The sequence below is a fragment of the Sulfuriferula sp. genome (assembly GCF_054605375.1).
Genome location: NZ_JBTSEG010000008.1, coordinates 74,652 through 96,507, shown reverse-complemented (window position 1 = coordinate 96,507; position 21,856 = coordinate 74,652). Strand labels below are relative to the sequence as shown.

Genomic DNA, 21,856 nt, shown 5'->3' with positions numbered 1-21,856 from the left:
TCGTTTCTCGCTGTTGATTAGAACAGCTCGATGTCTCCGCTTTCCATATGCCGCTGATTAACCGCTCTGCGCAAAGCCCCTTCAAGTGCAACGCCACGTTCCGCGAGCATCTGATTGAGGCTATTCAACAAAGTGACGATGTCTTCGTGATTACTTTCCGGCAGCACATTGGTGCTGCCTGTATCGAGCGCGCCGAACACATCGCGCAACCCGGAAAGATGCGTCACCATTCTGCCAATCAACTGACTGGTCATATCCTGAAATTGCAAGCCGGTTACGGCCGCATTGACATGCTGGCCTATCTCACCCTGAATGGCCTCCAGCCTGGCAATACATTCAGGCGCTGGCGTTCCGCCGGACAGCAACAGGTTGACTGTCTCCTGCTGGATGCTGAGCGCGCTATGAATTGCCATGAAACTCGAACCCAGCTTTTTAATGGCTTCACCCAGCAAAATATTCATTTGCACCAGATCTGTTTCCACTTCGGCCAAATGTCTGTCCCCATGATCTGACACGCCGGAGAGCAGGCTCTTGACTTGTGAGCCCATTATTTCGTTTGGAGCCATCACGCAACTCACAGATAATTGAACAACGACAAGCCGGCAATTTTCACAAATGACTGTTGCGCAGCTTGTAGTGTCGTTTGCTGTTGGGTAAGTTGACTGATCGCCTTGGCGTAATCAACATCCTGTAGTTGTGACAAGGTCTGGCTGTACTGGATATCCCGATTTGAACCCGCGCTGTTCAGCGAATCAAGTTCCTTGAGACGCGACCCGACCGAAGCCCTGGTTGTCAGTACGTTATTGAGTGATTGATCGATATTGCCATTGGCAGCAGACAAACCTGCCGTCAACGCGGCATTTCCAGCCGGGGTGGTAACGGGCGTTTGCAATAAGGTAATCAGATCCGTCAGCGTCTTGAACACATCCTGATTGTTGCCCTGGAATATGGCTTGCCCCGAATCGCTCACCGCCATCTGGCGAGAAGAATCCACCTGGATCTGCCGTTGCCCCTGGTCGCCATTGTATTGCGCACCCGTCGCAGTTTTGACGAAAGGCTGGGTGCTGGTCTGATAACCGGAAAACAGGTAATTGCCAATGCCGTCCGTGCTGTTGGCGAGTGACAACAATTGATCCAGATCACTACTCAATTGCGTCGCAAGGTTACTGCGATCCGAGTTCGATAAAGTGCCATTTCCGGCGTAGACGGTCTGTGTTTTGACATCCTGCAAAACAGTAGTAACACTGGCCAACGTACTGTCCACAGCTGTGAGTGAACTGACTGCCGTCTGGCGGTTGGTCGCGTATTGCGCATTGACCGATTGTGACTGGGTAACGTCCAGCGCACGTGCAGCGGCTACCGGATCATCCGCCGGCGTCAATATGCGGCGGCCGGTGGACAATTGTTGCTGGGTCTTCACCAGATTGCTTTGCAGATCGCTAATCCTGGCGGCGCCTTGCTGAAAAAGCATGCTGGTACTGATGCGCATGGTATGTCCCCTTAATTACCCAGCGTGAGCAGGGTATTGAACAGCTGGCTGGCAATCTGCATGACTTTACCGGCGGCCTGATAAGCCTGCTGATAACGCAGCAGGTTGCTCGCCTCTTCGTCCAGATTGACGCCCGATTCTGACTGCTGCGCCTGTACCAGACCTGTCAGCAAATTATTGGATGCAGTGCTCGACACATTGAGCTCGTTGGTTTTATTGCCCACACTGCTGACCAGTTGTGAATAGGCGCCCTGATATGTCGTGGTGCCGCCGGCCAGCGTATTGCTGGTTTGCAGCGCGCCCAGCAACAACGCATTGCGGCTGTCGCCTACCCCGCCGGTATTGGCCGAAATGGCGAAACTGTCGCCACCGGCCGGCGTGCCTGTGATCTGGGCAGTCCAGCCGTTGTAGCTGATGTTTGCACCGGGCGTATAGGTCAAGCCGGTAGGATTGCCGGTACCCGTTCCGCTCACATCGTATGTTGTCGGTGAGGTAAAAGTAATCGTAACCGGCTGTTGCAAATTGGCATTGGGCGGCGGCGGCGTGTTGACCGTGGGTGCGCTGATGGTTCCAGAACCCGAGTTTGGCGAAACAGCGAAGCTGTCGCCACTGGCCGGCGCACCTGCAATCTGTACAGTCCAGCCGTTGTAGCTGATGTTTGCACCGGGCGTGTAGGCCACCCCGGTAGGATTACCGGTGCCCGTTCCGCTCACATCGAATGTCGTCGGTGAAGTAAAGGTAATCGTGACCGGCTGTTGTAAATTGGCGTCAACTGGGGGCGGATTGACACTCGCAGTACCAATCGTTCCGGTGCCTGCATTGGTTGCTGTGAACGAAGAACGGATCGGAGGCGAACTGGCAGTGGAACGAATCGGAGCCGCAGCTGCGATCAGCGCCGGATCACTAATGGCCACGCTGATTGACTTGGCACCATCTACCGTGGGTCGGATCAGGAAGCTGTCACCCGCAGCGGGTGTACCGGAAATATTCAGGCTCACGCCGTCGATGGTTTGCGGCAAGGTGCTGAATGTGGTGACAGCGCCATCGGTTGCCCGGGTCAGCTGGTAATTGGTGCCGTCGTAATTCAGCCGGTAATCGCTGGCTGTCAACGCACCGGCATTACTGATGGTGGCGCTCAGCACGCCGGTGCCGGTATTGTTGGTACTGGCAGCCACGCGGGGGGACGCCACAGTAAAGAAATCACCACCCAGATTCCCGTTAATATCCTGGCCAAGGCGATGCTGTGCATTAAAATCGCTGGCCAAGCCAATTGCAACCCTGCCCAATGCATTCTGCGCCGGATCAAGCGATTGGCTGCGGAAGGCAAGCAGCCCTCCCAAGGTGCCGCCTCCAAGACTGTTTTCACCCATAATCACGCTGCTACCGTTGGTCGCATAAGCGACTTCCGTACGACTTGGATCGGTGGGTGAAATTGTTGTTTTGAGTGCGTATGTCTGAGCACCGATGACCAGCGGCTGCCCATTGCCGATAAAGACGTTATATTTCCCGTCGTCCTGCTTGACGACGGTGGTCTGGATTTCCTTGCTCAAATCCGCCATCAGCTGATCGCGCTGATCAAGCAGGGAATTTGCCGGCTGACCATTCGCAGCGCCTTGCGCCAGGGTAATCGCATTATTCAATTGCGCGATTTTCTGCGCATAGGTATTGATGACGCCCACACTCGATGATATCTGGCTGTTCACACCCTGGTTCATCTGGGTGAGTTGATCGTTCAAACTCTGGAAACGGGCAGCCAGTGACTGGCCTGATGACAATGCAGCCTGCCGTGAAGGTACGGAAGATGGATTGGCAGCCAGATCCTGCACGCCTTTGAAAAAATCCTGCAACGCCGGCGACAGCCCGGCGGATGGATCAGCCAGCATGTTGTCGATTTGCTGAAGCTGGGTCGCGTAGGTGCTCTGGCTACTATTTATGGATTGTGTTGCGCGTACCTGAGACGCCTGGAAATCGTTGTAAATACGCTTGATTGTCTCAACCTGAGTACCTTGGCCAAGAAAACCATAACCAAGATTCTGCGACAACGCAGGCCCTTGCACCACGACCTGACGGCTATAGCCCGGTGTTGCCGCGTTCGCTATGTTATTCCCGGTCGTGCTAATCCCCGCCTGAGCTGCAGCGAGTGCGCTTTGTCCGATGCTGAGGATATTGGAAGCCATGGTGTCTTTAATCTACTTGTATGAGGAGGTTTTCGGCACGCCACTCAAAAACTTTAACGACTGGCGTTGCTTCTTATGCAGACAGCGATTGCGTGATGATGCGTGTCAACTTTTCAGCATAATTCGGGTCAGTTGCATAACCTGCGCGCTGCAGCCCCCGTGCAAAGCCGGCCGCATCCTGGGCATTGGCCAGTACTTGCTGATAGCGCGGATTGCTGCTTAATAGATGGGCGTAATCGCGGAAGGAATCCGCATAGCTGTCATAGGCACGAAATTTTTGAACTACTTTCTGGGCCACACCATGCACATATTCGGTGGTGACATGCTCCACCACCTTGCCCTGCCAACCGCCAGTTGCCTTGATTCCAAACAGATTATGGCTTGGCGTGCCGTCCGCCGCGACAAGCTCGCGCCGCCCCCAACCGCTTTCCAGCGCTGCCTGGCCAAGCATGAATTTGGCCGGGATGCCGGTCGTGCGACTGGCCTCTTCGGCGTGCGCTTCCAGACGTGCCTGGAATGCCTGCACGTGTGCGGGTTGATTTGAATCTGCCCGGTCAACAGCAGTGGAAGGCACGCTGGTAGGCACGCCAGGCATATCCGGCAAGGTTGGCATGGGTTGTCCGGTCTGATTTGAACCTGGTGGAGCCACCACAGTATTAGAGAGCTGCCGGATCAACACGTCCGCCAGTCCGATGCCGCGTGACGCGAGATTCTGGCTCAACTTCTGATCCAGCATTGAGGTGTACATCCGGCTCTGGGCATTGTCGAAGGTGCCGTCCTGCGGACTGGCCTCGCGCATGCTTTTGAGCATCATGTTCATGAACAGGGCTTCAAACTGCTTGGCGACAGTTTTCAAGCCCTCCGGCGTGTTCTGTTTCGCCGACTGGCGCAAGGCATCAACACTCTGGGTGTCCAGAGCAATGCTGCCGGTGATCTCAGTCGGATTGATCATGATCGGCGCCGGTTAAATAATTTCAAGCTCGGCGCGCAGCGAACCCGCCGCCTTCATCGCCTGTAAAATGGCCAGCAAATCCTGGGGGGTGGCACCGATGGCATTCAGCGCTCTGACCACCTCGGCCAGAGAGGCGCCGTTTTGCAGCATCAATACCTGACCGGGTTCTTTCTTGATTTCCACCTGTGAGCGTTGGGCGACTACGGTCTGCCCCTGAGAAAGCGGGGCCGGCTGGCTGATAACCGGCTGGGTATCGATCATTACCGAGAGGTTGCCATGCGAAACCGCGCAGCTATCGAGTGTGACAGACTGATTCATCACTACTGAGCCAGTGCGTGCATTCAAAATCACCTTGGCAGCGGTTTGCGCCGGCGTCACGTTGAGGCTTTCCAAAACCCCCAGGAAGGCAACCCGTTCATCACTGCCAAGGGGTGCCTGCACCTGGATCACTCGACCATTCATGGCTGCTGCCGTGTTGTTACCAAATTGCCTGTTGATTGCCTCGACCACCCGGCTAGCCGTCGAAAAATCGGTGTCATTGAGTTCCAGGCGTACCACATTGCCCTGGGTCAGCGAACTGGGCACCGTGCGTTCTACCGTTGCACCGGAAGAAATACGTCCCACGCTGAGATGATTCACCTGTACTTTGCTGCCCCCCGCCGAAGCACCCACGCCACCTACCAGCAAGTTACCTTGTGCCATGGCGTAGATCTGGTTATCGGCGCCTTTTAATGGCGTCATCAGCAAGGTTCCACCACGCAAGCTCTTCGCATTACCCATGGAGGACACCGTGACATCCAGCGTCTGACCAGGCTGGGCGAAAGCCGGCAATGATGCCGTCACCATCACCGCTGCCACATTTTTAAGTTGCAATGTGGTACCGGGCGGCAAATTGACACCCATTTGCTGCAGCATGCTGGCGACACTCTGTACGGTGAACGGCGTCTGCGTGGTCTGATCACCGCTACCGTCAAGGCCGACAACCAGGCCATAACCGATCAGCTGGTTCTGCCGCACACCCTGGATGCTGGCCAGATCCTTGAGACGTTCGGCGTGGGATACGCCCGGGATCAACATGGCAAGAGAGACGAATAACATCGCTAAAATGCTGCCGGTTTTTTTCATACAAAAATTTGCGGCTTTCATAATGGCAACACGCTCAGGAAAAATCTTGTCAGGGAGGTCATCACCTGCGCAGCATCGACGCGGGTATTGGAACGGTATTCAACCCGTGCGTCGGCAACCTGGGTCGATGACACGACATTCCCCGCGGCAATGGTATCCGGGCTGACTACGCCGGAAAATCGCACATACTCGACCCCAGTATCCAGCGATATCTGTTTTTCGCCAGTCACCACCAGATTGCCATTGGGAAGGACTTCGGCAACGGTGACGGTCAGTGTGCCGGTGAAAATGTTGCTGGAATTTTCTGCGCCCTTGGTGTCGTATTTGTTTGCAGATTGTGCGGATACCGATGTTCCCTGCAGCATTTTCAGAGGCAGGCCCAGAATAGTCGGGATACTGGCCGCCACGCTGCCGCTCTTGCTGCCCGAGCTTCCGGTCTGCTTGCCGGCATTGGTTTTCTCGTTGATCGCGATAGTAAGCACATCCCCTACCAGGCGCGCACGCCGGTCCTCAAACAGCGGCCGATAAGATGAAGTCTGAAAAATACCGCCATTGGCCGGCGCAGCCGGTGCAACTTGCGGCGGCTTGATATCGGTTGGCTGACGCACAATGGTATCGGGTACCACGGCGCAACCGCCGAGTATCCCTATCGAAGCAATCAGCACGGCAACGACACGATTATTCATTTCTGCTCCATTTACACCAGCAAAGGAAACATTCAAAGCTGGGTCAGCTTCTGCAACATCTGGTCAGAAGTCGTAATGGCCTTGCTGTTAATCTCATAAGCACGCTGGGTCTGGATCATGTTGACCAGCTCCTCGGCCACATTCACGTTCGAGGTTTCCACATAGCCCTGATTGAGCAGGCCGGCACCGTTGCTGCCCGGGGTATTGGTATTGGCCGTGCCCGAAGCAGCGGTTTCCACATACAGATTCTCGCCTTTGGATTCAAGACCGGCCGGATTGATAAAGGTCGCCAGTTGCAATGAGCCTACCTGCACCGGCGCCGGGGTTCCCGGTTGAGTCACCGACACTGTGCCATCGCGACCGATGGTAATGCTCTGCGCATTGGCCGGAATGGTAATGGCCGGCTGGATTACATAGCCGCTGGAAGTGACCAGCTGACCCTGGCTATCGCTCTGGAAAGAGCCATCGCGGGTATACGCTGTTGTGCCGTCAGGAAGCAAAACCTGGAAAAATCCGGAGCCCTGAATCGCCACATCCTTATCATTGCCGGTCTGCTGCAGATTTCCCTGGGTGAAAATGCGCTCGGTGGCAACCGGACGCACGCCTGTACCCAGCTGCAGGCCGGATGGCAATTGAGTTTGCTGCGACGATTGCGCGCCAGGTTGGCGCATGGTCTGGTAGAGCAAGTCTTCGAATACTGCGCGTGAACGTTTGAAACCACTGGTACTGACGTTGGCCAGGTTATTGGCGATGACGTCCATTTGTGTCTGCTGTGCATCCAGACCGGTCTTGGCTATCCAAAGTGAGCGAATCATTTTTTTCTCCAAAGAATCATTTCATCGCCGATGCTGTAAACCCTTCCACCGGCAGTCAAGTAACATTTTGCGCTATACAGCACTAGCTCATACTGAGAAGCTGGCTTGCTTTATTGGCGTTATTCTCGGCGTTCTGAAGCATCTTCATTTGCATTTCAAACTGGCGGCCCAGGCTGATCATGTTGACCATGGCTTCCACCACGTTGACGTTACTGCCCTCCAGCGCACCGCCGATCAGGACAACATTCGGATCGGATTCTGCCGGACTGCCATCCTTGGTGCGAAAATTACCGTCGTCGCCACGCACTAAAGATGCATCCGGTGGATTGACCAGCTTGATACGCCCCAGCACATTCACCGCAGTAGGCGAGCCGGCCTTGGGGATGGCCGACACGGTGCCGTCCTTGGCGATGGCGATGGTCACGTCGGGTGGAATACTGATCGGGCCGCCATCGCCCAGTACATTGAGCCCGCTTTGAGTCTGCAATACTCCGTTTTCGCTGAGTTTCAGACTGCCATTGCGCGTGTAGGCTTCAGCACCGTTCTCCGACTCCACCGCAATCCAGCCTTTGCCCTGCACCGCCACGTCCAGTTCGCGTCCGGTTTGCTGGATTGCACCGGGGGTGAAATCGCTACCTACTGTTGCATCCACCACAAACGCGCGTGTCGGCAAGCCTTCGCTGCTGATCACCGGCACCGCCCGGAACGAATCCAGTTGGGCGCGAAAGCCGGTGGTGGTGGCATTGGCCAGATTGTGCGTAGTCGTGGCCTGCTGTTCCAGAATATGCTTCGCGCCGGTCATGGCGGTATATATCAGACGGTCCATGCGAGTCTCCCAGTGGCCGGATTAATGCGCATTACCGCAGATTCACCAGGGTTTGCAGTACCTGATCCTGCGTCTTGATGGTCTGCGCATTGGCCTGATAGGTGCGCTGAGCGGTAATCATGTTCACTAGCTGGGCTGTCAGGTCGACATTCGAATCCTCAACAGCGGACGATTGCAATACGCCCAGACTGCCGGAGTTGGGCGTACCCACCAGCGGTGCACCCGAGGCCGCCGTTTCCGTCCACAGATTGTTGCCCAGCGGCTGCAAACCGTTGGGGTTGGTAAAATTCGCCAGCACCACCTGTCCCAGCGTGGCGGATTGTCCATTGGTATAGCGCCCGGCAATGGTGCCGTCCGCGCTGATGCTGAAGCCCGCCAGTCGGCCCGAGGTATAGCCGTCCTGCTTCAGCGCGTTGACGCTGAACGACGAACCGAACTGGGTAGTGCCGGTGAAATCGAGTGAGACGTTGAACGGTGTGGTGGCACCAGTCGTCACAGCCACCGGCACGGTTAACGGCATGGCGGTGGTCAGGGCACCACTGCTGTTGAAGCTGAGGGTGGGGGAAGGGCTAACCAAACTGGCTGCTCCTCCATCGGTAGAGGCATACACATCCCAGTTATTGGCGGAAGTTTTGACGTAAAAAGTCTGCAAGGTATGTGCATTACCCAGACTGTCATACACAGAAACCGCTGTTGAATTATTATAAGTTGTCGGATCCGCCATATTGAATGGCGTGGTCACTGGCACCGTACTACCCGAGTCCAGGTTCAAAACAGCATCCACTTTAGTTGTGGTTTTGGGGGTGAGGTCCGCAGTATTGATGTTCAAATCAGTTGGCGCACCCGTCGCAAGCACACCACTGGCACTCACGCCATATCCTGTCAACCGCGAGCCGGTGGCATTGACAATATAGCCGGCCTTGTCAAACTGAAACTGGCCATTGCGCGCATAGGCGATGGTGCCGTTGTTGCTCATGCGAAAAAAACCGCCGCCGTTGATGGCCACATCCAGCGGATTACTGGAGGCGGTGATGTTGCCCTGGCTGAACTGCTGGGCAACCTGGGCGACCTTGGTGCCGATACCCACCTGGGAAGCGCCTGCGCCGGTCAGCGAATTCGCATAAACATCGGCAAATTGTGCCTGCGACTCCTTGAAACCCACCGTATTGGCGTTGGCTACGTTATTACCAATCACATCCAGACTCTTTGACGCAGCATTCAAGCCGCTTAAACCTTGCTGAAAACCCATTTCGTTCTCCTAAATATGTCTTGATGCTGCTCAAAGAATCTGCCGGATATCGGTCAGATTGATCGGGCCGAGACCGGGTACATTCAGCACCACACCTTGACCACTACTTGCCACGCTTGCAACCTGACCGAAAGCCAAAGCCGTTGCACCTACTTTCTGACCACCCTGGGTCGCATCCACCGAAAAACTGTATTGCCCGTTGGCAGCAGCTGCCCCGCTATCCGTTGTGCCGTCCCACTGCAAAGCCAGCATACCCGCCTGTTGCGAACCCATATCCATGCTGCGAACCGCCCTGCCGCTCGCATCCTTGATGGTGACTTTTACATCGTCGACTGACGTATTGAGATCAATCCCGAATGGCGCCTGGCCATTATTCAAATTCAGACTGGATCCCGCCACCAGCACGCCATGGCCGATCATGCTCGCCGCCTGCAGCGTCTGGCTGGACTGATAGCTGCCTATCAACGATTGCAGCGTTGCATTCATTTTCTCGATGCCGGTCACTGTGGACAGCTGCGCGAGCTGGCTGGTCACCTGGGCGTTATCAAGCGGGTTGAGCGGGTCCTGATTCTTCATTTGAGTAACCAGCAGCTTCATGAACGTATCCTGCGCTGCAGCGGCAGTACTCTGCGTTGCCGCAGCCGCCGGATTCATGGAGGCCAGCAAGCTGGAGGAAACAGTATTATTTTGTACGGTACTCATTTAAATCTCCTTGGCTACTGGCCGATGGTGAGCGTTTTCAGCAGCATGGTTTTGGCCGCATTCATGGTGTCCACGTTGGTCTGATAGGAGCGTGACGCTGAAATCATGTTGACCATCTCCTCCACGACGTTGACATTCGGCATGGCCACATAGCCTTTCTCGTCGGCAACGGGATTCTTCGGGTCGTAGACCATTTTGGGTGGCGCGGTATCCTCGACCACGCCCAGCACTTTCACCCCGCTCGCCTGCGAACCCGCAACCGGCACTGCGCTGAATACCACTTGCTTGGCACGATAGGGCTGGCCGGTGGAACTGGTGGTGCTATCGGCATTGGCAAGATTGCTGGCTGTAGTATTCAGACGCTGCGCCTGTGCACTCATGGCGGAGCCGGCAACATTGAAAACATCAAATAACGACATGATTGATTACCCCTGTATTGCAGCAAGCAGACTTTTAATCTGCCCGCTGATCATGGTAAGGCTCGCCTCATAACGAATACCGTTGTCGGCAAACTGATTGCGCTCGGTATCCATATCTACCGTATTACCGTCTACACTGCCCTGCTGGACGCTGCGATACAGCAACGGGGTACCACTGGAATTGAGCGTGCCGGGCGCGCCCAGATGCACAGCCGAAGTATTATCCAGCGAAGGCGCCTGGCTCGCAGCGGGCGCCAGCGCATTCTGCATGGCAGTGCGAAAATCAATATCGCGCGCCTTGAAATTGGGCGTATCCGCATTGGCAATATTGGATGCCAGCAATTGCTGGCGCTGCGCACGCAGGTTGAGCGCGGTTTCCTGGAAACGCAGGTACTCGTCTAATTTTCCGATCATGGCAATCTCCGAAAATATATTGCTGGAGAAACGTGTAGTCACCAGGCTTTTACAGTTTCACAGCTACGATGTTACGACGACATGATCTTCTGCAATTGCCAGATAAGCACCCATATCCATAAGCTATTCACTGCTTTGATTAAGCGCTTACAGACTAAGATAGCCGTGTGATCAATTTGCTGGCCGCCCACCATGAAAACCTTGCTCGCTTTACTACTGTTCTCGCTCGTGCATATTGCCGCTGCGCAAAACGATGGCGGGCGTCAGGGTCCTGCTGCGGTTCGCCAGGTTGCCGAACAATTTTTGCAAGCACAAACACGTGGCCTTCCGGGTCATGTCAGCATCAGCGTCAACAAGCTTGATCCGCGTCTGGATCTGGCAGCCTGCGCCGCGCCCCAGGCATTTATGCCTACCGGCAGCAGGGTATGGGGAAAAACCACCGTCGGCGTCCGTTGCACCGTACCGACACCCTGGACTGTCTATATTCAAGCCAAGGTCAGCGTGGTCGCCGCCTACATCGTGACTGCCGCGCCGCTGGCCCAGGGCCAGATCGTCAGTGCAACCGATCTCGCCACCATGCAAGGTGACCTGACCACGCTACCTGCCGGCATTATTACCGATGCAACCCAAGCCATTGGCCGCACGGTTACCATGTCCCTGCAGGCAGGAACCGCATTACGCCAGGATAGCTTGCGCAGCGTGCCTGCCGTGCAGCAGGGACAAACGGTACGACTGGTATCCATCGGGCCTGGATTTCAGGTTTCATCTGAAGGCCAGGCGCTGACCAGCGCCGGCGAAGGCCAGCTCGTACAGGCCAGAACGCAAGCCGGACAAATGATTAGGGGGATTGCCAAGGCCGGCGGCATAGTCGAGGTAAGCTATTAGCTGAATAGCAAATAGATTCTGATTAGGCATTAAAGTTTGCACTGGCCTCGCCGATATAATGAACACAGGCTCAGGCTTGATTGAGCCTCTAATCAGATAGAGATAACGCAATGAAAATCAATGACTCGAAAAAGTCTATCAGCTTGCCGCTTGGACAAACGCCAGCCAGCGCGGGTAACAAAACCGGGAAGGCCGGGGCTGCGCCCACACCCGCTGCGGCCTCACTCAAATCCTCCTCTACATCATCTGCACAATTACAGTCATTGCAAGGCGCGATTGCTGGCGGCGAGGTATTTGATGCAGGCAAAGTCGAAGCCATCAAATCGGCTATTGCGGATGGAAAATTCAAGGTTAATGCCGGGAAAGTGGCGGATGGACTCCTGACAACAGTGAAAAATCTGTTGCAAGCACGCAAAAACTAAACCCGAACGAATGGATACCCCCTGATGGATATAATTGAACAGGAAAGCAAGGCAATGCAGCATTTGCTTGGACTTATCCAGCAGGAACAGGCTTTGTTGGTCGAAGCCAATGTCGACAGGATGCATGCAATTACCGTGGAAAAAGCCGGTGCCGTGGCGCGCATGACGGAATTGGTCAATACCCGCCTGCAAGCACTGACTGCAGCCGGCCATCCGCAGAGCAACGCTGGCATGCAGGCATGGTTATCCAGCCAACAGAATGATAACGCCGCAGAAAGCTGGTCGAAACTGCTTGCATTGACCAACGATGTAAAAGAAGCCAATCGTATCAATGGCCTGCTGATCAATACTCACTTGACACGCAATCAAGTGGCGCTGAATGTACTGCATGGCGCAGACCAGCGCAGCGGGTTCTATGGCCCGGATGGACAGTCAAAGGTTTCGATAGCGGCTCGTAATCGAGTGGTCGGCTAATTTAATCGGGCCTGGTTAATACCTGGCGAGTTGCATCCAGCATTTCCTGCGCGGCACAAACTAAGTGCGGCCTGGTGATATCCGGCTACCAATACGTTCCTCACCATCAAATTCATGCGTGCCGACTCAACTTCCCTGTCGTTGTCAGCCAGTCCCGCCGCTAAGCGCGCCGCGCTGTTACAAAAATTCAGCGATGACGCCAATCTACCCGCTTTGGGCAGTGCCGTATCCAAAGTTGTACAGCTCACCTCATCCGACGATGAAGCCTTGCAGGAACTGACCAACTTCGTCTTATCCGATGTTGCACTGACCCAAAAAATACTGCGCCTATCCAATACGGTATCGTACCGGACAGCCTCTGGCCGAACAATCAGCACCATCACCAGCGCAATTTTCCTGCTTGGATTCGATACAGTGAAAATGTGTGCATTGGCCATGCTGCTGGTCGACAGACTGCCGGATACCCACCATGCGCAGAGTGTGCGCTTTGAACTGGCTCAAGCGTTGCGCGCCAGTGTCATGGGGCGTCAACTGGCACGGCGCAGCCACTTTCCTGATGCCGAAGAAGCCGCGATTACCGCCCTGTTCAAAAACCTGGGCCAGCTATTGGTCGCTTCGCATGATCATGACGTGTACAACGAAATCAGCGTACTGACCCAGGGCGCCAATCTCACTCCCGCAAAAGCATCACTGCAGGTGTTGGGCTGCAGTTTCGACCAGCTCGCCGTCACCGTGCTGCAGGACTGGAAAATTTCTGACACGCTCATTCATGCCCTCACCCCCCTTTGCAGCCGCGTCGAGAAATCACCTGCGAACCGCCAGGAATGGATGTCGCTGGTGGCGTCATTCAGCTCGGACGCCGCGCGACTGATGTCGCATACGAATGACGCGAAACAACTTGCGGATAACCAAACTCTGCTGACACGCTTTGGCTCTGCACTCACTCTGGACAAGGAACAAATCGACCAGTTATTTGCCGTGACGATCCATGAAACGCACGTTCTGCTGGATAGCCTGGGCTTACTCCCACAGCCAGATAAACCCGCTGAATTGCCAGGCGAATCAGACCCGGAGGCGCAAAATCTGCTCACTGATTTCATGCTGGTTACCCCGGAATCCGACACCCCGCCCATCCTGACCTGCCATCCCAGCGGAAAACCCATGAATGCCCACGCCTTATTGCTGGCGGGCGTGCAGGACGTGACGCAGATGATGGGTTCCGGGCATGGCAAGCTGAACGAATTGATCATGCAAGTACTGGAAACCCTGTATCAGGGCATGGGCTTTCGTTTCGCCACCCTGTGCATGAAGGACCTCAAGACCGAACAATACCGCGCGCGCGTTTCAATCGGGGAAAGCCACTCCGCACATCAGGCCGGTTTCCGGTTTTCCACCACCATTACCCACGATATATTTCATCTGGCGATTAAAAATAATGCCGATTTGATAATCGCCGACGCAACTGCAGCTAAAATTTATTCGCTTATCCCGGCCTGGCACCGTCAATTACTGCCGGATACGCAAAGCTTTATTATCTTGCCGCTGGTGATCCAGGAAAAAACGCTTGGTTTGCTCTATGCAGACCGCTCCTTGCTTGCGCCCGAAGGCGTTTCAGCAGATGAAACCGCACTGATTAAAACGTTGAAAGGCTTATTATTGGCCGCCCTCAACTCGCGTTGAAGCATCCCGATAAAACCACATTTTTACTGATTTACATGTACTTGAGTAATCGCTGATTACCCGTAATTTATACACTCTCATTAGTTTTTTCACTTGCCCGAAGCCTACAGAAAGGAATTCGTCGGCATTCTCTTTCCATATCGTATTCGACTTTGCCCACCAAGCTGCGCTGGACACTTGCCTCTCAGAAAATTCACCCGCCGTCATCCGCGCTGTCATCCCTGCTTGGTTGCCCTGTCGGGCTGCCAAGACGGGAACGGCTGATGCTGCCCTTGGGGGCTGCTTCAACCTTGCTCGCCTGGGAGCTCACATCCTGCCGCTTCGCGCGTGGGCGTGCTGCGCGCCGTACCGCTGCCGGACGCATGCGGTGCTGCTTGCCAACAGTGCGGGAATTATTGCTGTGTTCGAATCTGCCACGGACCGCCAGCGGGCCATGTGGCTTTGAAGTTTGAGACATGTGCGTCTGCCAATGCAGCAAAAAGCATGGCCCCCTTGAGCAAAAATTTATGGCTGTACGGCGATTTCCCCAAGCGGTAGAGAAGCCGCTCCAAGGCATAGCGTGTTAGTACCAGATCGAAAGCCTCACCGTCACGCTTGGCGATATTCAGCAACCGCTGGCGCACCGAGGCGGCAAGATTACGAGGTTGATTCATGCCAGAGTTTCCAGATAAGGCCGCATGACTGTGCCTACGCGGCAAATGGTCGCATAGCGCCACAGTTCGTCCATGGTGAATTTACGCGCACGCCAACTTTCCCGCAGCGCCTCAATCGCCACATCCAGTCCGATCTTGTTACGGTATTTGAAGCAATCGGCGATGGTTTTGGCCAGGCAGTAAATTCTGGTGGGCACGCCGTCTATTGTATGCACCTCGATTCCCGCTTGCAGCGCTTCTCCTGAGAAACGCACGATGCGCAGCGGTGTTTCCTGGGTCGCAGGCACGCGCGCTTTATTGTCGATGGCCAGCCATACTTCGAACGGTGCCTGGGTGGTCACCCCATGAAACCGCAGCGCCGAAAGCAGGCAAACGACACCATGCGGCACCCGCTTTGCGGCTTCGGCCAGACTGTGGTTAGTGGTAATGTCCCCATTGGCCAGCATATAAAGGCCGCGCCCAAGGCGCTGCAGCTTGCCCGCTTCTGTGAGCCGGGCAAGATAAGTGCGTGGAATGCTGTATGGTTCCAGGTCTCGGGCGCGAATGACGCCGCCTTGCTTTGCGAGAGTCAGAACCTTGGTGGCTTTTGAGGTTTCCATGATTGATACATATCGTCGGTAGTTGTTAATAATTACCGACATTTAGTATCATGTCAACTGGCGGTAGAAAGATATTTATAAATTAGCCATGGCGCAATGTTTTGCGATTATTACCCGGTATCAGTAATATAAGCGTATAGGCGTTTATACGCCTTTTCGTTGATTGGAGACACTATGGAAGACTCAATTCGCTGGACGATCAAGGTTTCCAAGGGGACGGATATTTCGCTGCGCTCTTACCTTGCCCAGCATGGCATGAAGAAAGGCGATTTATCAAAATTCGTTGAGGAAGCGGTGCGCTGGCGCGTGCTCAATAAATCCGTAGCAGAAGTTCGGGAGCGCAATGCAAGCGTTACAGAGGGAGAGATCGAGGCAGCAATCGACGAGGCGCTTGCTGCGGTACGGGCTGATATGAAAGCTGAAATATCCGCAAAACTGTTAAACAAAAAATAGCCGCACATGCGTGTTGTACTTGATACGAATATCCAGATAAGCCAGAAATCGGTGGCACGCCAGGTTGATGGCGCAAGCGAGCCAGGCGGATTATAGGGTGGCGGGTGACATGGAAGACGTACTCACACTTGGCCAACATAGGCGCGCGGAAATTGGTAGAGCTTTTGAAACTATAACAATCAAAAATTATGTCTGAACCGGGAGAGATCAATCAACACCAACTGACAGAGGCGGATACCTGCCGCCTGCATGTCACGCCCAAGCTTGTCGAGGCGGGTTGGGATCAGCCGCCGCATGGTATCGCTGAACAGCGTACTTTTACCGATGGCAGGATTTACATTGTCGGGCGCGAGGCTAGGCGCAAAGAACAAAAGCGCGCCGATTACCTGCTGCGCTACACGCGCGACTTTACACTTGCGGTCGTGGAAGCAAAGGCTGAAAGTGAGATCGCCGGAACGGGCATGCAGCAGGCGAAAGAATACGCCGAAATGCTTGGCCTTAAGTTCGCGTATGCGACCAACGGCCATACCATTCTGGAATTTGATTTTCTAACGGGGATCGAACAAGAAATCTCGGCCTATCCAACGCCGCAAGAACTCTGGGCGCGTTTGAGGACGGGGAACAGCCTTTCTGACGAGCATGCTGCAAAAACCTTCCTCACGCCCTTGAATCACACCACCGGGAAAAGCCCACGCTACTACCAGGAAATTGCAATAAACCGCGTTATAACGGCGATCCTGTCGGGCCAGAAGCGGATATTGCTGACCATGGCCACCGGCACCGGCAAAACGCCCACGGCATTTCATATTTGCTGGAAGCTGTGGAATGCCCGCTGGAACCGAACCGGCGAATATCGCCGCCCCAAAATTCTCTATCTCGCCGACCGCAATATTTTGATCGACGACCCCAAAGACAAGACCTTCGCGGTATTTGGCGACGCCCGCTGGAAAATCGAGGGTGGAGAAGCCAACAAAGGCCGGGAAGTTTACTTTGCAACATACCAGTCTTTGGCACGGGATGAGCGGCGTCCGGGGTTGTACCGGGAATATGCGCCGGATTTCTTCGACCTGATCATCATTGATGAGTGTCATCGGGGCAGCGCACGGGACGAAAGCAACTGGCGGGAAATATTGGAGTATTTCGAGCCAGCCTTCCAGTTTGGGATGACGGCAACACCGCTGCGAGAAGATAGCCGCGACAGCTATCGCTATTTTGGTAATCCGGTATACCAATATTCGCTCCGCCAAGGAATCGAGGACGGCTTTCTCGCACCCTATCGGGTGCATCGTGTGGTGACAACCTACGATGCTGCTGGATGGCGACCAAGTCGTGGCGAGCTAGACCGTTATGGGCAACCGATTCCCGACGAGGAATATCACACCAACGACTTTGAGCGGTTGGTGAGCCTGCGCGCCCGTACCCAAGCGGTTGCACGGCATTTGACTGATCACCTAAAGAAAACTGACCGTTTCGCAAAGACTATTGTGTTCTGTGTCGATCAGGAACACGCCGACGAAATGCGCCGGGAATTGAACAACCTGAATGCGGATTTGGTTGCGCAGTATCCCGATTACGCCTGCCGTGTAACGGCGGCGGAAGGTGATATTGGGCGCGGCCATTTAGGGCGTTTTCAGGAATTGGAGAAGACCACGCCGGTAATTCTGACCACTTCGCAATTGCTCACCACGGGCGTCGATGCGCCCACCTGCAAGAACGTGGTATTGGTTCGGGTGGTAAATTCCATGTCCGAGTTCAAGCAAATCATTGGACGCGGCACGCGCGTGCGTGAGGATTACGACAAGCTTTACTTCGACATCCTTGACTATACCGGCTCTGCCACGCGGCTGTTTGCCGACCCGGATTTCGACGGCGATCCCGCGCTGGTGACCGAGGAAAAAATTTCCGCAACGGGGGAGACATTGCCGGGCACGCTCACGGTGATCGAGCAAGCGCCCGTTGAAGTGGACGAAGAATATGCATCAACACAAACCAGCTTAACCCATGGCGAGGTCGGTGTTCGTGAGGAGCGCCGAAAATATTACGTGGATGGCGGCAAGGTAGAGATCGCCGCACACTTGGTTTATGAGCTGGATGCCGACGGCAAGCAACTGCGCGTAGTTCAGTTGACGGACTATACCGCCGACAAAGTGCGCGTCCTGTATCGCTCGCCGGACGAACTGCGAACCCTGTGGGCCGATCCGCAACAACGGGCGGAGCTTATTATCCAACTCGCTGAGCGCGGCATCGATTTTGGGGAACTGGCCGAACAGACGCACCAGCCCGATGCTGACCCCGTTGATTTGCTATGCCACCTGGCTTTCAACGCACCCTTACTCACACGGCGGCAGCGCGCAGAAAATTTGCGCAAGGAGAGAATGACCTTCTTCGACCAATACGGCCCGGAAGCCCGGCAGATATTGGGTGAGATACTCGACAAATATACCGAGTTTGGCACCGACCAATTCAATATGCCCGGCGCGCTGCAAGTGCCGCCTATTTCCGATCACGGCAATTTGATCGAAATCTCTGCCCATTTCGGCGGCCCTGACAAACTGCGTGAAGCTGTGACCAAAATGCAATCGCTTCTATATAGCAACTGACAAGACTAAATAAATCATGAACAGCACCAAGAAAACAGTTGGCCCACTTACTACCGCTCAGCAACTTGTCGGCATCATAAAGTCTGCCCGCGACATCATGCGCAAAGACAAAGGCTTGAACGGCGATGCCGACCGCCTTCCGATGCTTACCTGGATCATGTTTCTGAAGTTTCTCGATGACATTGAGACAGTACGGGAAACTGAAGCAACACTATCTGGTAAGCGTTTCAAACATGCTATCGAAGCGCCTTACCGCTGGCGCGACTGGGCGACCAAGGCCGATGGAATTACTGGCGATGAGCTGATCGCTTTCATCAACCAGGACGAAGCCACACGTCCAGACGGCACACGTGGTGCCGGACTATTCGCCTACCTAAAGAACCTGCAAGGCACCGACAGCCACGACCGGCGTGACACCATCGCTGCCGTGTTTCGTGGAACGGTAAACCGCATGATTAGCGGTTATCTGCTGCGTGACGTAATTAACAAATTGGAAAGTGTCCACTTTAATAGCACGGAAGAATTGCATGTCCTTTCCCGTACCTACGAATCGATGCTCAAGGAAATGCGTGACGCTTCGGGCGACGCGGGCGAATTTTATACGCCGCGCCCGGTAGTCAGACTCATGGTGGAACTGACCGACCCAAGGCTTGGGGAAACCATCCTCGATCCTGCCTGCGGCACTGGTGGTTTTCTGGTAGAAGCCTACTCCCACCTGGAAAAGCAGTGCCGGACGGTGAAAGACCGGAAAACACTACAACAGGCTAGCATTCAAGGTTGCGAAGCCAAACCTTTACCCTATTTGCTTGTTAACATGAACCTGCTGTTGCATGGGCTGGAATCGCCGGACATAGATCCCGGCAACGCCCTACGTTTTCCTTTGAAGGAAATCGGTGATGCGCAGAGGGTGGATTTGATCCTCACCAACCCGCCTTTCGGTGGCGAGGAAGAGCGCGGCATCCTGGGCAATTTCCCGGAAGACAAGCAGGCTGCGGAAACCACCCTACTTTTCATGCAACTTATCATGCGTAAACTCAAAAGGAAATCCAAGCCAGGGCGCGCCGCCGTAGTCGTCCCCAACGGCACCCTGTTCGGCGACGGTGTTTGTGCCCGCATCAAGCAGGAACTGCTGACCGAATTCAGCCTGCATACCATCGTACGCCTGCCCAACGGAGTGTTTGCGCCTTATACCGGCATTCCGACCAATTTATTATTCTTTGAGCGCGGTGGGCCAACGAAAGAAGTGTGGTATTACGAGCAGCCGCTGCCTGAAGGCCGCAAGAATTACTCCAAAACCCGGCCACTGCAATATGAAGAATTCACGCCGCTGATCGAGTGGTGGAAAAGTCGCGAGGAAAATGACCTCGCCTGGAAAGTGCCCGCTGCCGAGCTGCTCGCAAATAACTGCAACCTTGACCGCAAGAACCCGAACGGTAAGGAAAACATCACCCACCTCCCGCCGGAACAGCTGGTGGAAAACATCCTCGCCAAAGAGCGGCGGATTATCGACATAATGACGCGGGTGCAGGCGCTGTTGAAGGAGCCTGTATGACAAAGAGGTTTGTGCCAAGGATTTTTCAGGCACCGCCTGAAAAATTTTCGGGAAGATCAAATTGCCAGAAAGTGTCTGGCAATTTGATCAAACCGCGAATTCCACAGACACCGTCTGCGATTTCCGAAACGGTGTTGCGGAAATCGCCCATGAGGAGTGTGGCATGAGCGAGTCATTTCTGCTGTACCAAACCCAAAGTAGCAACACCAAAATTTCACTGCGCCTGATGGATGGCACGGTATGGCTGACGCAAAAACAGCTTGCCGATCTGTTTCAGGCGAGCGTTCAAACTGTAAACGGACACCTGAAAAACATCTACGCGGACGGCGAGTTACTGGCAGATCGAACTATTCTTAAATTCCGAATAGTTGCCCAGGAAACCGCACGGAACATGGAGAGACTAACTGACCACTACGCACAAGCGATTGAACAGCCTGTGAAAGCCATTGCCAAAAAATGCAACTCAGTCAAAACGGTTGCGGTTGAAAAGAAAAGCAAGAAGGGGCGGCATGAGTAAGCCGTGGCCGCGGGTGAAGCTGGGTGAAGTGCTCACCCGATCTGGTGAAACAGCGCAGCCAGCCGTCAATGCTAAATACAAAGAAATCACAATCCGGTTGTGGGGTAAAGGCGTAGTAGAACGCGGACGGGTTGCCGGTGCGTCGATAATGGGCAAAAGATTCGTCGCTCGACAAGGCCAATTCATCGCGTCACGAATTGATGCGCGCAACGGTGCAATGGGAATCGTGCCTACTGAACTTGATGGCGCTTTGGTATCGAACGATTTCCCGATTTTCAACATCAGCACACAACGCTTATTGCCCGATTATATGGGATGGCTGTGCCGGACTCTGCCTTTTGTGGATATGTGCCTGCGAACCAGTGAAGGCACGACCAATCGGGTTCGACTGAAGGAGCTGGAGTTCCTTGATTTGGAAATTCAGCTTCCCTCCATCGATGAACAACGCAATATTGTGGCGAAGATTGATGCGGTAGAAAAACAGCTTCGCCAAGCTCAGGAACTTCGTACCTCCATCGATCGCGACATATCCAGCCTATTGGTCGTGCGCTTTCAAGAAACGCTAAAGAACGCTGAATGGCGGCCCTTGAAGGATGTGGCACCACTTATACGGCGGGACATCAAAGTTGATCATCAGGCCGATTACGCGGAGCTTGGAGTCCGCTCATTTGGCAAAGGTACCTTTCACAAGCCAACCCTTTCTGGGATGGAAATTGGCGACAAGCGTGTTTACAAAATAGAACCTGGTGACCTGCTATTCTCCAACGTATTTGCTTGGGAAGGCGCAATCGCCGTAGTCAAACCTGAAGATGCCGGCAGAATAGGCTCGCATCGTTTCATTTCATGTGTACCGACAGACGGCTTAGCGACTGCCGAATATCTTCGCTACTATTTCCTGACCGAAGAGGGTATCGCGAAGATTCGGGATGCGTCGCCAGGCGGGGCAGGAAGAAATCGAACACTTGGCCTGAACAAGCTCATGGAGCTTAAAGTACCTTATCCTTCAAATATGGCACGCGTAAAATTCGTCGAATTTAAGCAGCACCTTATGCAGGCTCTAGAAAACAGCCAGTCTGCCGTTAGCGCTACATCGTTGTTGATACCTGGGATACTTAATAAAATCTTCGCTGATTCGACCCACAGCGAGACACTCAACGGGAATTAAAA

General features: G+C 54.4%; 24 protein-coding genes. 9 read left to right on the top strand and 15 right to left on the bottom strand.

The genetic code is table 11. From position 1 onward, the window contains the following. Positions 1-17: 17 nt before the first annotated feature. The 12 genes from ACYCZJ_RS06965 to flgB form a co-directional block, all read right to left on the bottom strand. Positions 18-566 (bottom strand): chemotaxis protein, encoded by a 549-nt coding sequence (locus ACYCZJ_RS06965; RefSeq protein WP_461553496.1) that lies wholly within the window; start codon positions 564-566, stop codon positions 18-20. An 8-nt stretch (positions 567-574) separates the two neighbouring features. Continuing rightward, positions 575-1,489, bottom strand: a complete 915-nt coding sequence (gene flgL, locus ACYCZJ_RS06960; protein WP_461553495.1) for a flagellar hook-associated protein FlgL — start codon at positions 1,487-1,489, stop codon at positions 575-577. A gap of 11 nt (positions 1,490-1,500) precedes the next feature. Beyond that, positions 1,501-3,666 (bottom strand): flagellar hook-associated protein FlgK, encoded by a 2,166-nt coding sequence (gene flgK / locus ACYCZJ_RS06955; RefSeq protein WP_461553494.1) that lies wholly within the window; start codon positions 3,664-3,666, stop codon positions 1,501-1,503. A 73-nt stretch (positions 3,667-3,739) separates the two neighbouring features. Next, complete coding sequence (gene flgJ / locus ACYCZJ_RS06950) at positions 3,740-4,618, bottom strand: flagellar assembly peptidoglycan hydrolase FlgJ (RefSeq protein ID WP_461553493.1); 879 nt, start codon at positions 4,616-4,618, stop codon at positions 3,740-3,742. Between the two features lie 12 nt (positions 4,619-4,630). Then, positions 4,631-5,716 carry a flagellar basal body P-ring protein FlgI gene (locus ACYCZJ_RS06945; protein ID WP_461553501.1) on the bottom strand — a complete coding sequence of 362 codons (1,086 nt, stop codon included), beginning with the start codon at positions 5,714-5,716 and terminating at the stop codon, positions 4,631-4,633. A 44-nt stretch (positions 5,717-5,760) separates the two neighbouring features. Beyond that, positions 5,761-6,429 carry a flagellar basal body L-ring protein FlgH gene (locus tag ACYCZJ_RS06940; RefSeq protein WP_461553492.1) on the bottom strand — a complete coding sequence of 223 codons (669 nt, stop codon included), beginning with the start codon at positions 6,427-6,429 and terminating at the stop codon, positions 5,761-5,763. A 32-nt stretch (positions 6,430-6,461) separates the two neighbouring features. Beyond that, a complete protein-coding gene (flgG, locus tag ACYCZJ_RS06935; protein ID WP_461553491.1) occupies positions 6,462-7,244 on the bottom strand; it encodes a flagellar basal-body rod protein FlgG in 783 nt (260 codons plus the stop codon). Between the two features lie 82 nt (positions 7,245-7,326). Further along, positions 7,327-8,070: a flagellar basal-body rod protein FlgF gene (gene flgF, locus ACYCZJ_RS06930; RefSeq protein ID WP_461553490.1), complete on the bottom strand. Its 744-nt coding sequence runs from the start codon at positions 8,068-8,070 to the stop codon at positions 7,327-7,329. A gap of 31 nt (positions 8,071-8,101) precedes the next feature. Then, positions 8,102-9,319 carry a flagellar hook protein FlgE gene (flgE, locus tag ACYCZJ_RS06925; RefSeq protein WP_461553489.1) on the bottom strand — a complete coding sequence of 406 codons (1,218 nt, stop codon included), beginning with the start codon at positions 9,317-9,319 and terminating at the stop codon, positions 8,102-8,104. Between the two features lie 30 nt (positions 9,320-9,349). Further along, the gene (locus ACYCZJ_RS06920; protein WP_461553488.1) at positions 9,350-10,021 is read right to left on the bottom strand and encodes a flagellar hook assembly protein FlgD; all 672 of its coding nucleotides are present in this window, start codon (positions 10,019-10,021) and stop codon (positions 9,350-9,352) included. A gap of 14 nt (positions 10,022-10,035) precedes the next feature. Beyond that, entirely contained in the window at positions 10,036-10,440 is a 405-nt protein-coding gene (gene flgC / locus ACYCZJ_RS06915) for a flagellar basal body rod protein FlgC (RefSeq protein ID WP_461553487.1), read from the bottom strand. A gap of 6 nt (positions 10,441-10,446) precedes the next feature. Beyond that, a complete protein-coding gene (flgB, locus tag ACYCZJ_RS06910) occupies positions 10,447-10,854 on the bottom strand; it encodes a flagellar basal body rod protein FlgB (protein ID WP_461553486.1) in 408 nt (135 codons plus the stop codon). Positions 10,855-11,046: 192 nt separating this feature from the next. On the opposite strand from flgB, the gene flgA reads away from it, so the two are divergent. From flgA to ACYCZJ_RS06890, 4 genes are all read left to right on the top strand, one after another. Next, positions 11,047-11,739 carry a flagellar basal body P-ring formation chaperone FlgA gene (gene flgA, locus ACYCZJ_RS06905; RefSeq protein WP_461553485.1) on the top strand — a complete coding sequence of 231 codons (693 nt, stop codon included), beginning with the start codon at positions 11,047-11,049 and terminating at the stop codon, positions 11,737-11,739. Between the two features lie 110 nt (positions 11,740-11,849). Beyond that, positions 11,850-12,161 (top strand): flagellar biosynthesis anti-sigma factor FlgM, encoded by a 312-nt coding sequence (gene flgM, locus ACYCZJ_RS06900; protein ID WP_461553484.1) that lies wholly within the window; start codon positions 11,850-11,852, stop codon positions 12,159-12,161. Positions 12,162-12,185: 24 nt separating this feature from the next. Continuing rightward, entirely contained in the window at positions 12,186-12,635 is a 450-nt protein-coding gene (locus ACYCZJ_RS06895; protein ID WP_461553483.1) for a flagella synthesis protein FlgN, read from the top strand. 114 nt (positions 12,636-12,749) lie between these two features. Then, complete coding sequence (locus ACYCZJ_RS06890) at positions 12,750-14,315, top strand: HDOD domain-containing protein (RefSeq protein ID WP_461553482.1); 1,566 nt, start codon at positions 12,750-12,752, stop codon at positions 14,313-14,315. A 193-nt stretch (positions 14,316-14,508) separates the two neighbouring features. Here ACYCZJ_RS06890 and ACYCZJ_RS06885 read toward each other — a convergent pair whose 3' ends face one another. Genes ACYCZJ_RS06885 through ACYCZJ_RS06875 form a run of 3 tightly spaced genes read right to left on the bottom strand, consistent with a single transcriptional unit; the run spans position 14,509 to position 15,567 of the window. Beyond that, positions 14,509-14,679, bottom strand: a complete 171-nt coding sequence (locus ACYCZJ_RS06885; protein WP_461553481.1) for a hypothetical protein — start codon at positions 14,677-14,679, stop codon at positions 14,509-14,511. A gap of 28 nt (positions 14,680-14,707) precedes the next feature. Continuing rightward, positions 14,708-14,968: a hypothetical protein gene (locus tag ACYCZJ_RS06880; RefSeq protein WP_461553480.1), complete on the bottom strand. Its 261-nt coding sequence runs from the start codon at positions 14,966-14,968 to the stop codon at positions 14,708-14,710. After that, on the bottom strand, positions 14,965-15,567 hold the full coding sequence (locus ACYCZJ_RS06875) for a type IV toxin-antitoxin system AbiEi family antitoxin domain-containing protein (protein WP_461553479.1): 603 nt from the start codon (positions 15,565-15,567) through the stop codon (positions 14,965-14,967). The genes ACYCZJ_RS06880 and ACYCZJ_RS06875 overlap by 4 nt, the downstream gene beginning before the upstream one ends. Before the next feature lie 174 nt (positions 15,568-15,741). On the opposite strand from ACYCZJ_RS06875, the gene ACYCZJ_RS06870 reads away from it, so the two are divergent. From ACYCZJ_RS06870 to ACYCZJ_RS06850, 5 genes are all read left to right on the top strand, one after another. Beyond that, a complete protein-coding gene (locus tag ACYCZJ_RS06870) occupies positions 15,742-16,020 on the top strand; it encodes a ribbon-helix-helix domain-containing protein (protein WP_461553478.1) in 279 nt (92 codons plus the stop codon). A 188-nt stretch (positions 16,021-16,208) separates the two neighbouring features. Continuing rightward, positions 16,209-18,620 (top strand): EcoAI/FtnUII family type I restriction enzme subunit R, encoded by a 2,412-nt coding sequence (gene hsdR / locus ACYCZJ_RS06865; protein WP_461553477.1) that lies wholly within the window; start codon positions 16,209-16,211, stop codon positions 18,618-18,620. Positions 18,621-18,636: 16 nt separating this feature from the next. Continuing rightward, complete coding sequence (locus ACYCZJ_RS06860) at positions 18,637-20,172, top strand: class I SAM-dependent DNA methyltransferase (RefSeq protein ID WP_461553476.1); 1,536 nt, start codon at positions 18,637-18,639, stop codon at positions 20,170-20,172. Positions 20,173-20,233: 61 nt separating this feature from the next. Next, positions 20,234-20,689 (top strand): hypothetical protein, encoded by a 456-nt coding sequence (locus ACYCZJ_RS06855; RefSeq protein ID WP_461553475.1) that lies wholly within the window; start codon positions 20,234-20,236, stop codon positions 20,687-20,689. Beyond that, complete coding sequence (locus ACYCZJ_RS06850) at positions 20,682-21,854, top strand: restriction endonuclease subunit S domain-containing protein (protein WP_461553474.1); 1,173 nt, start codon at positions 20,682-20,684, stop codon at positions 21,852-21,854. The genes ACYCZJ_RS06855 and ACYCZJ_RS06850 overlap by 8 nt, the downstream gene beginning before the upstream one ends. Positions 21,855-21,856: the final 2 nt, after the last annotated feature.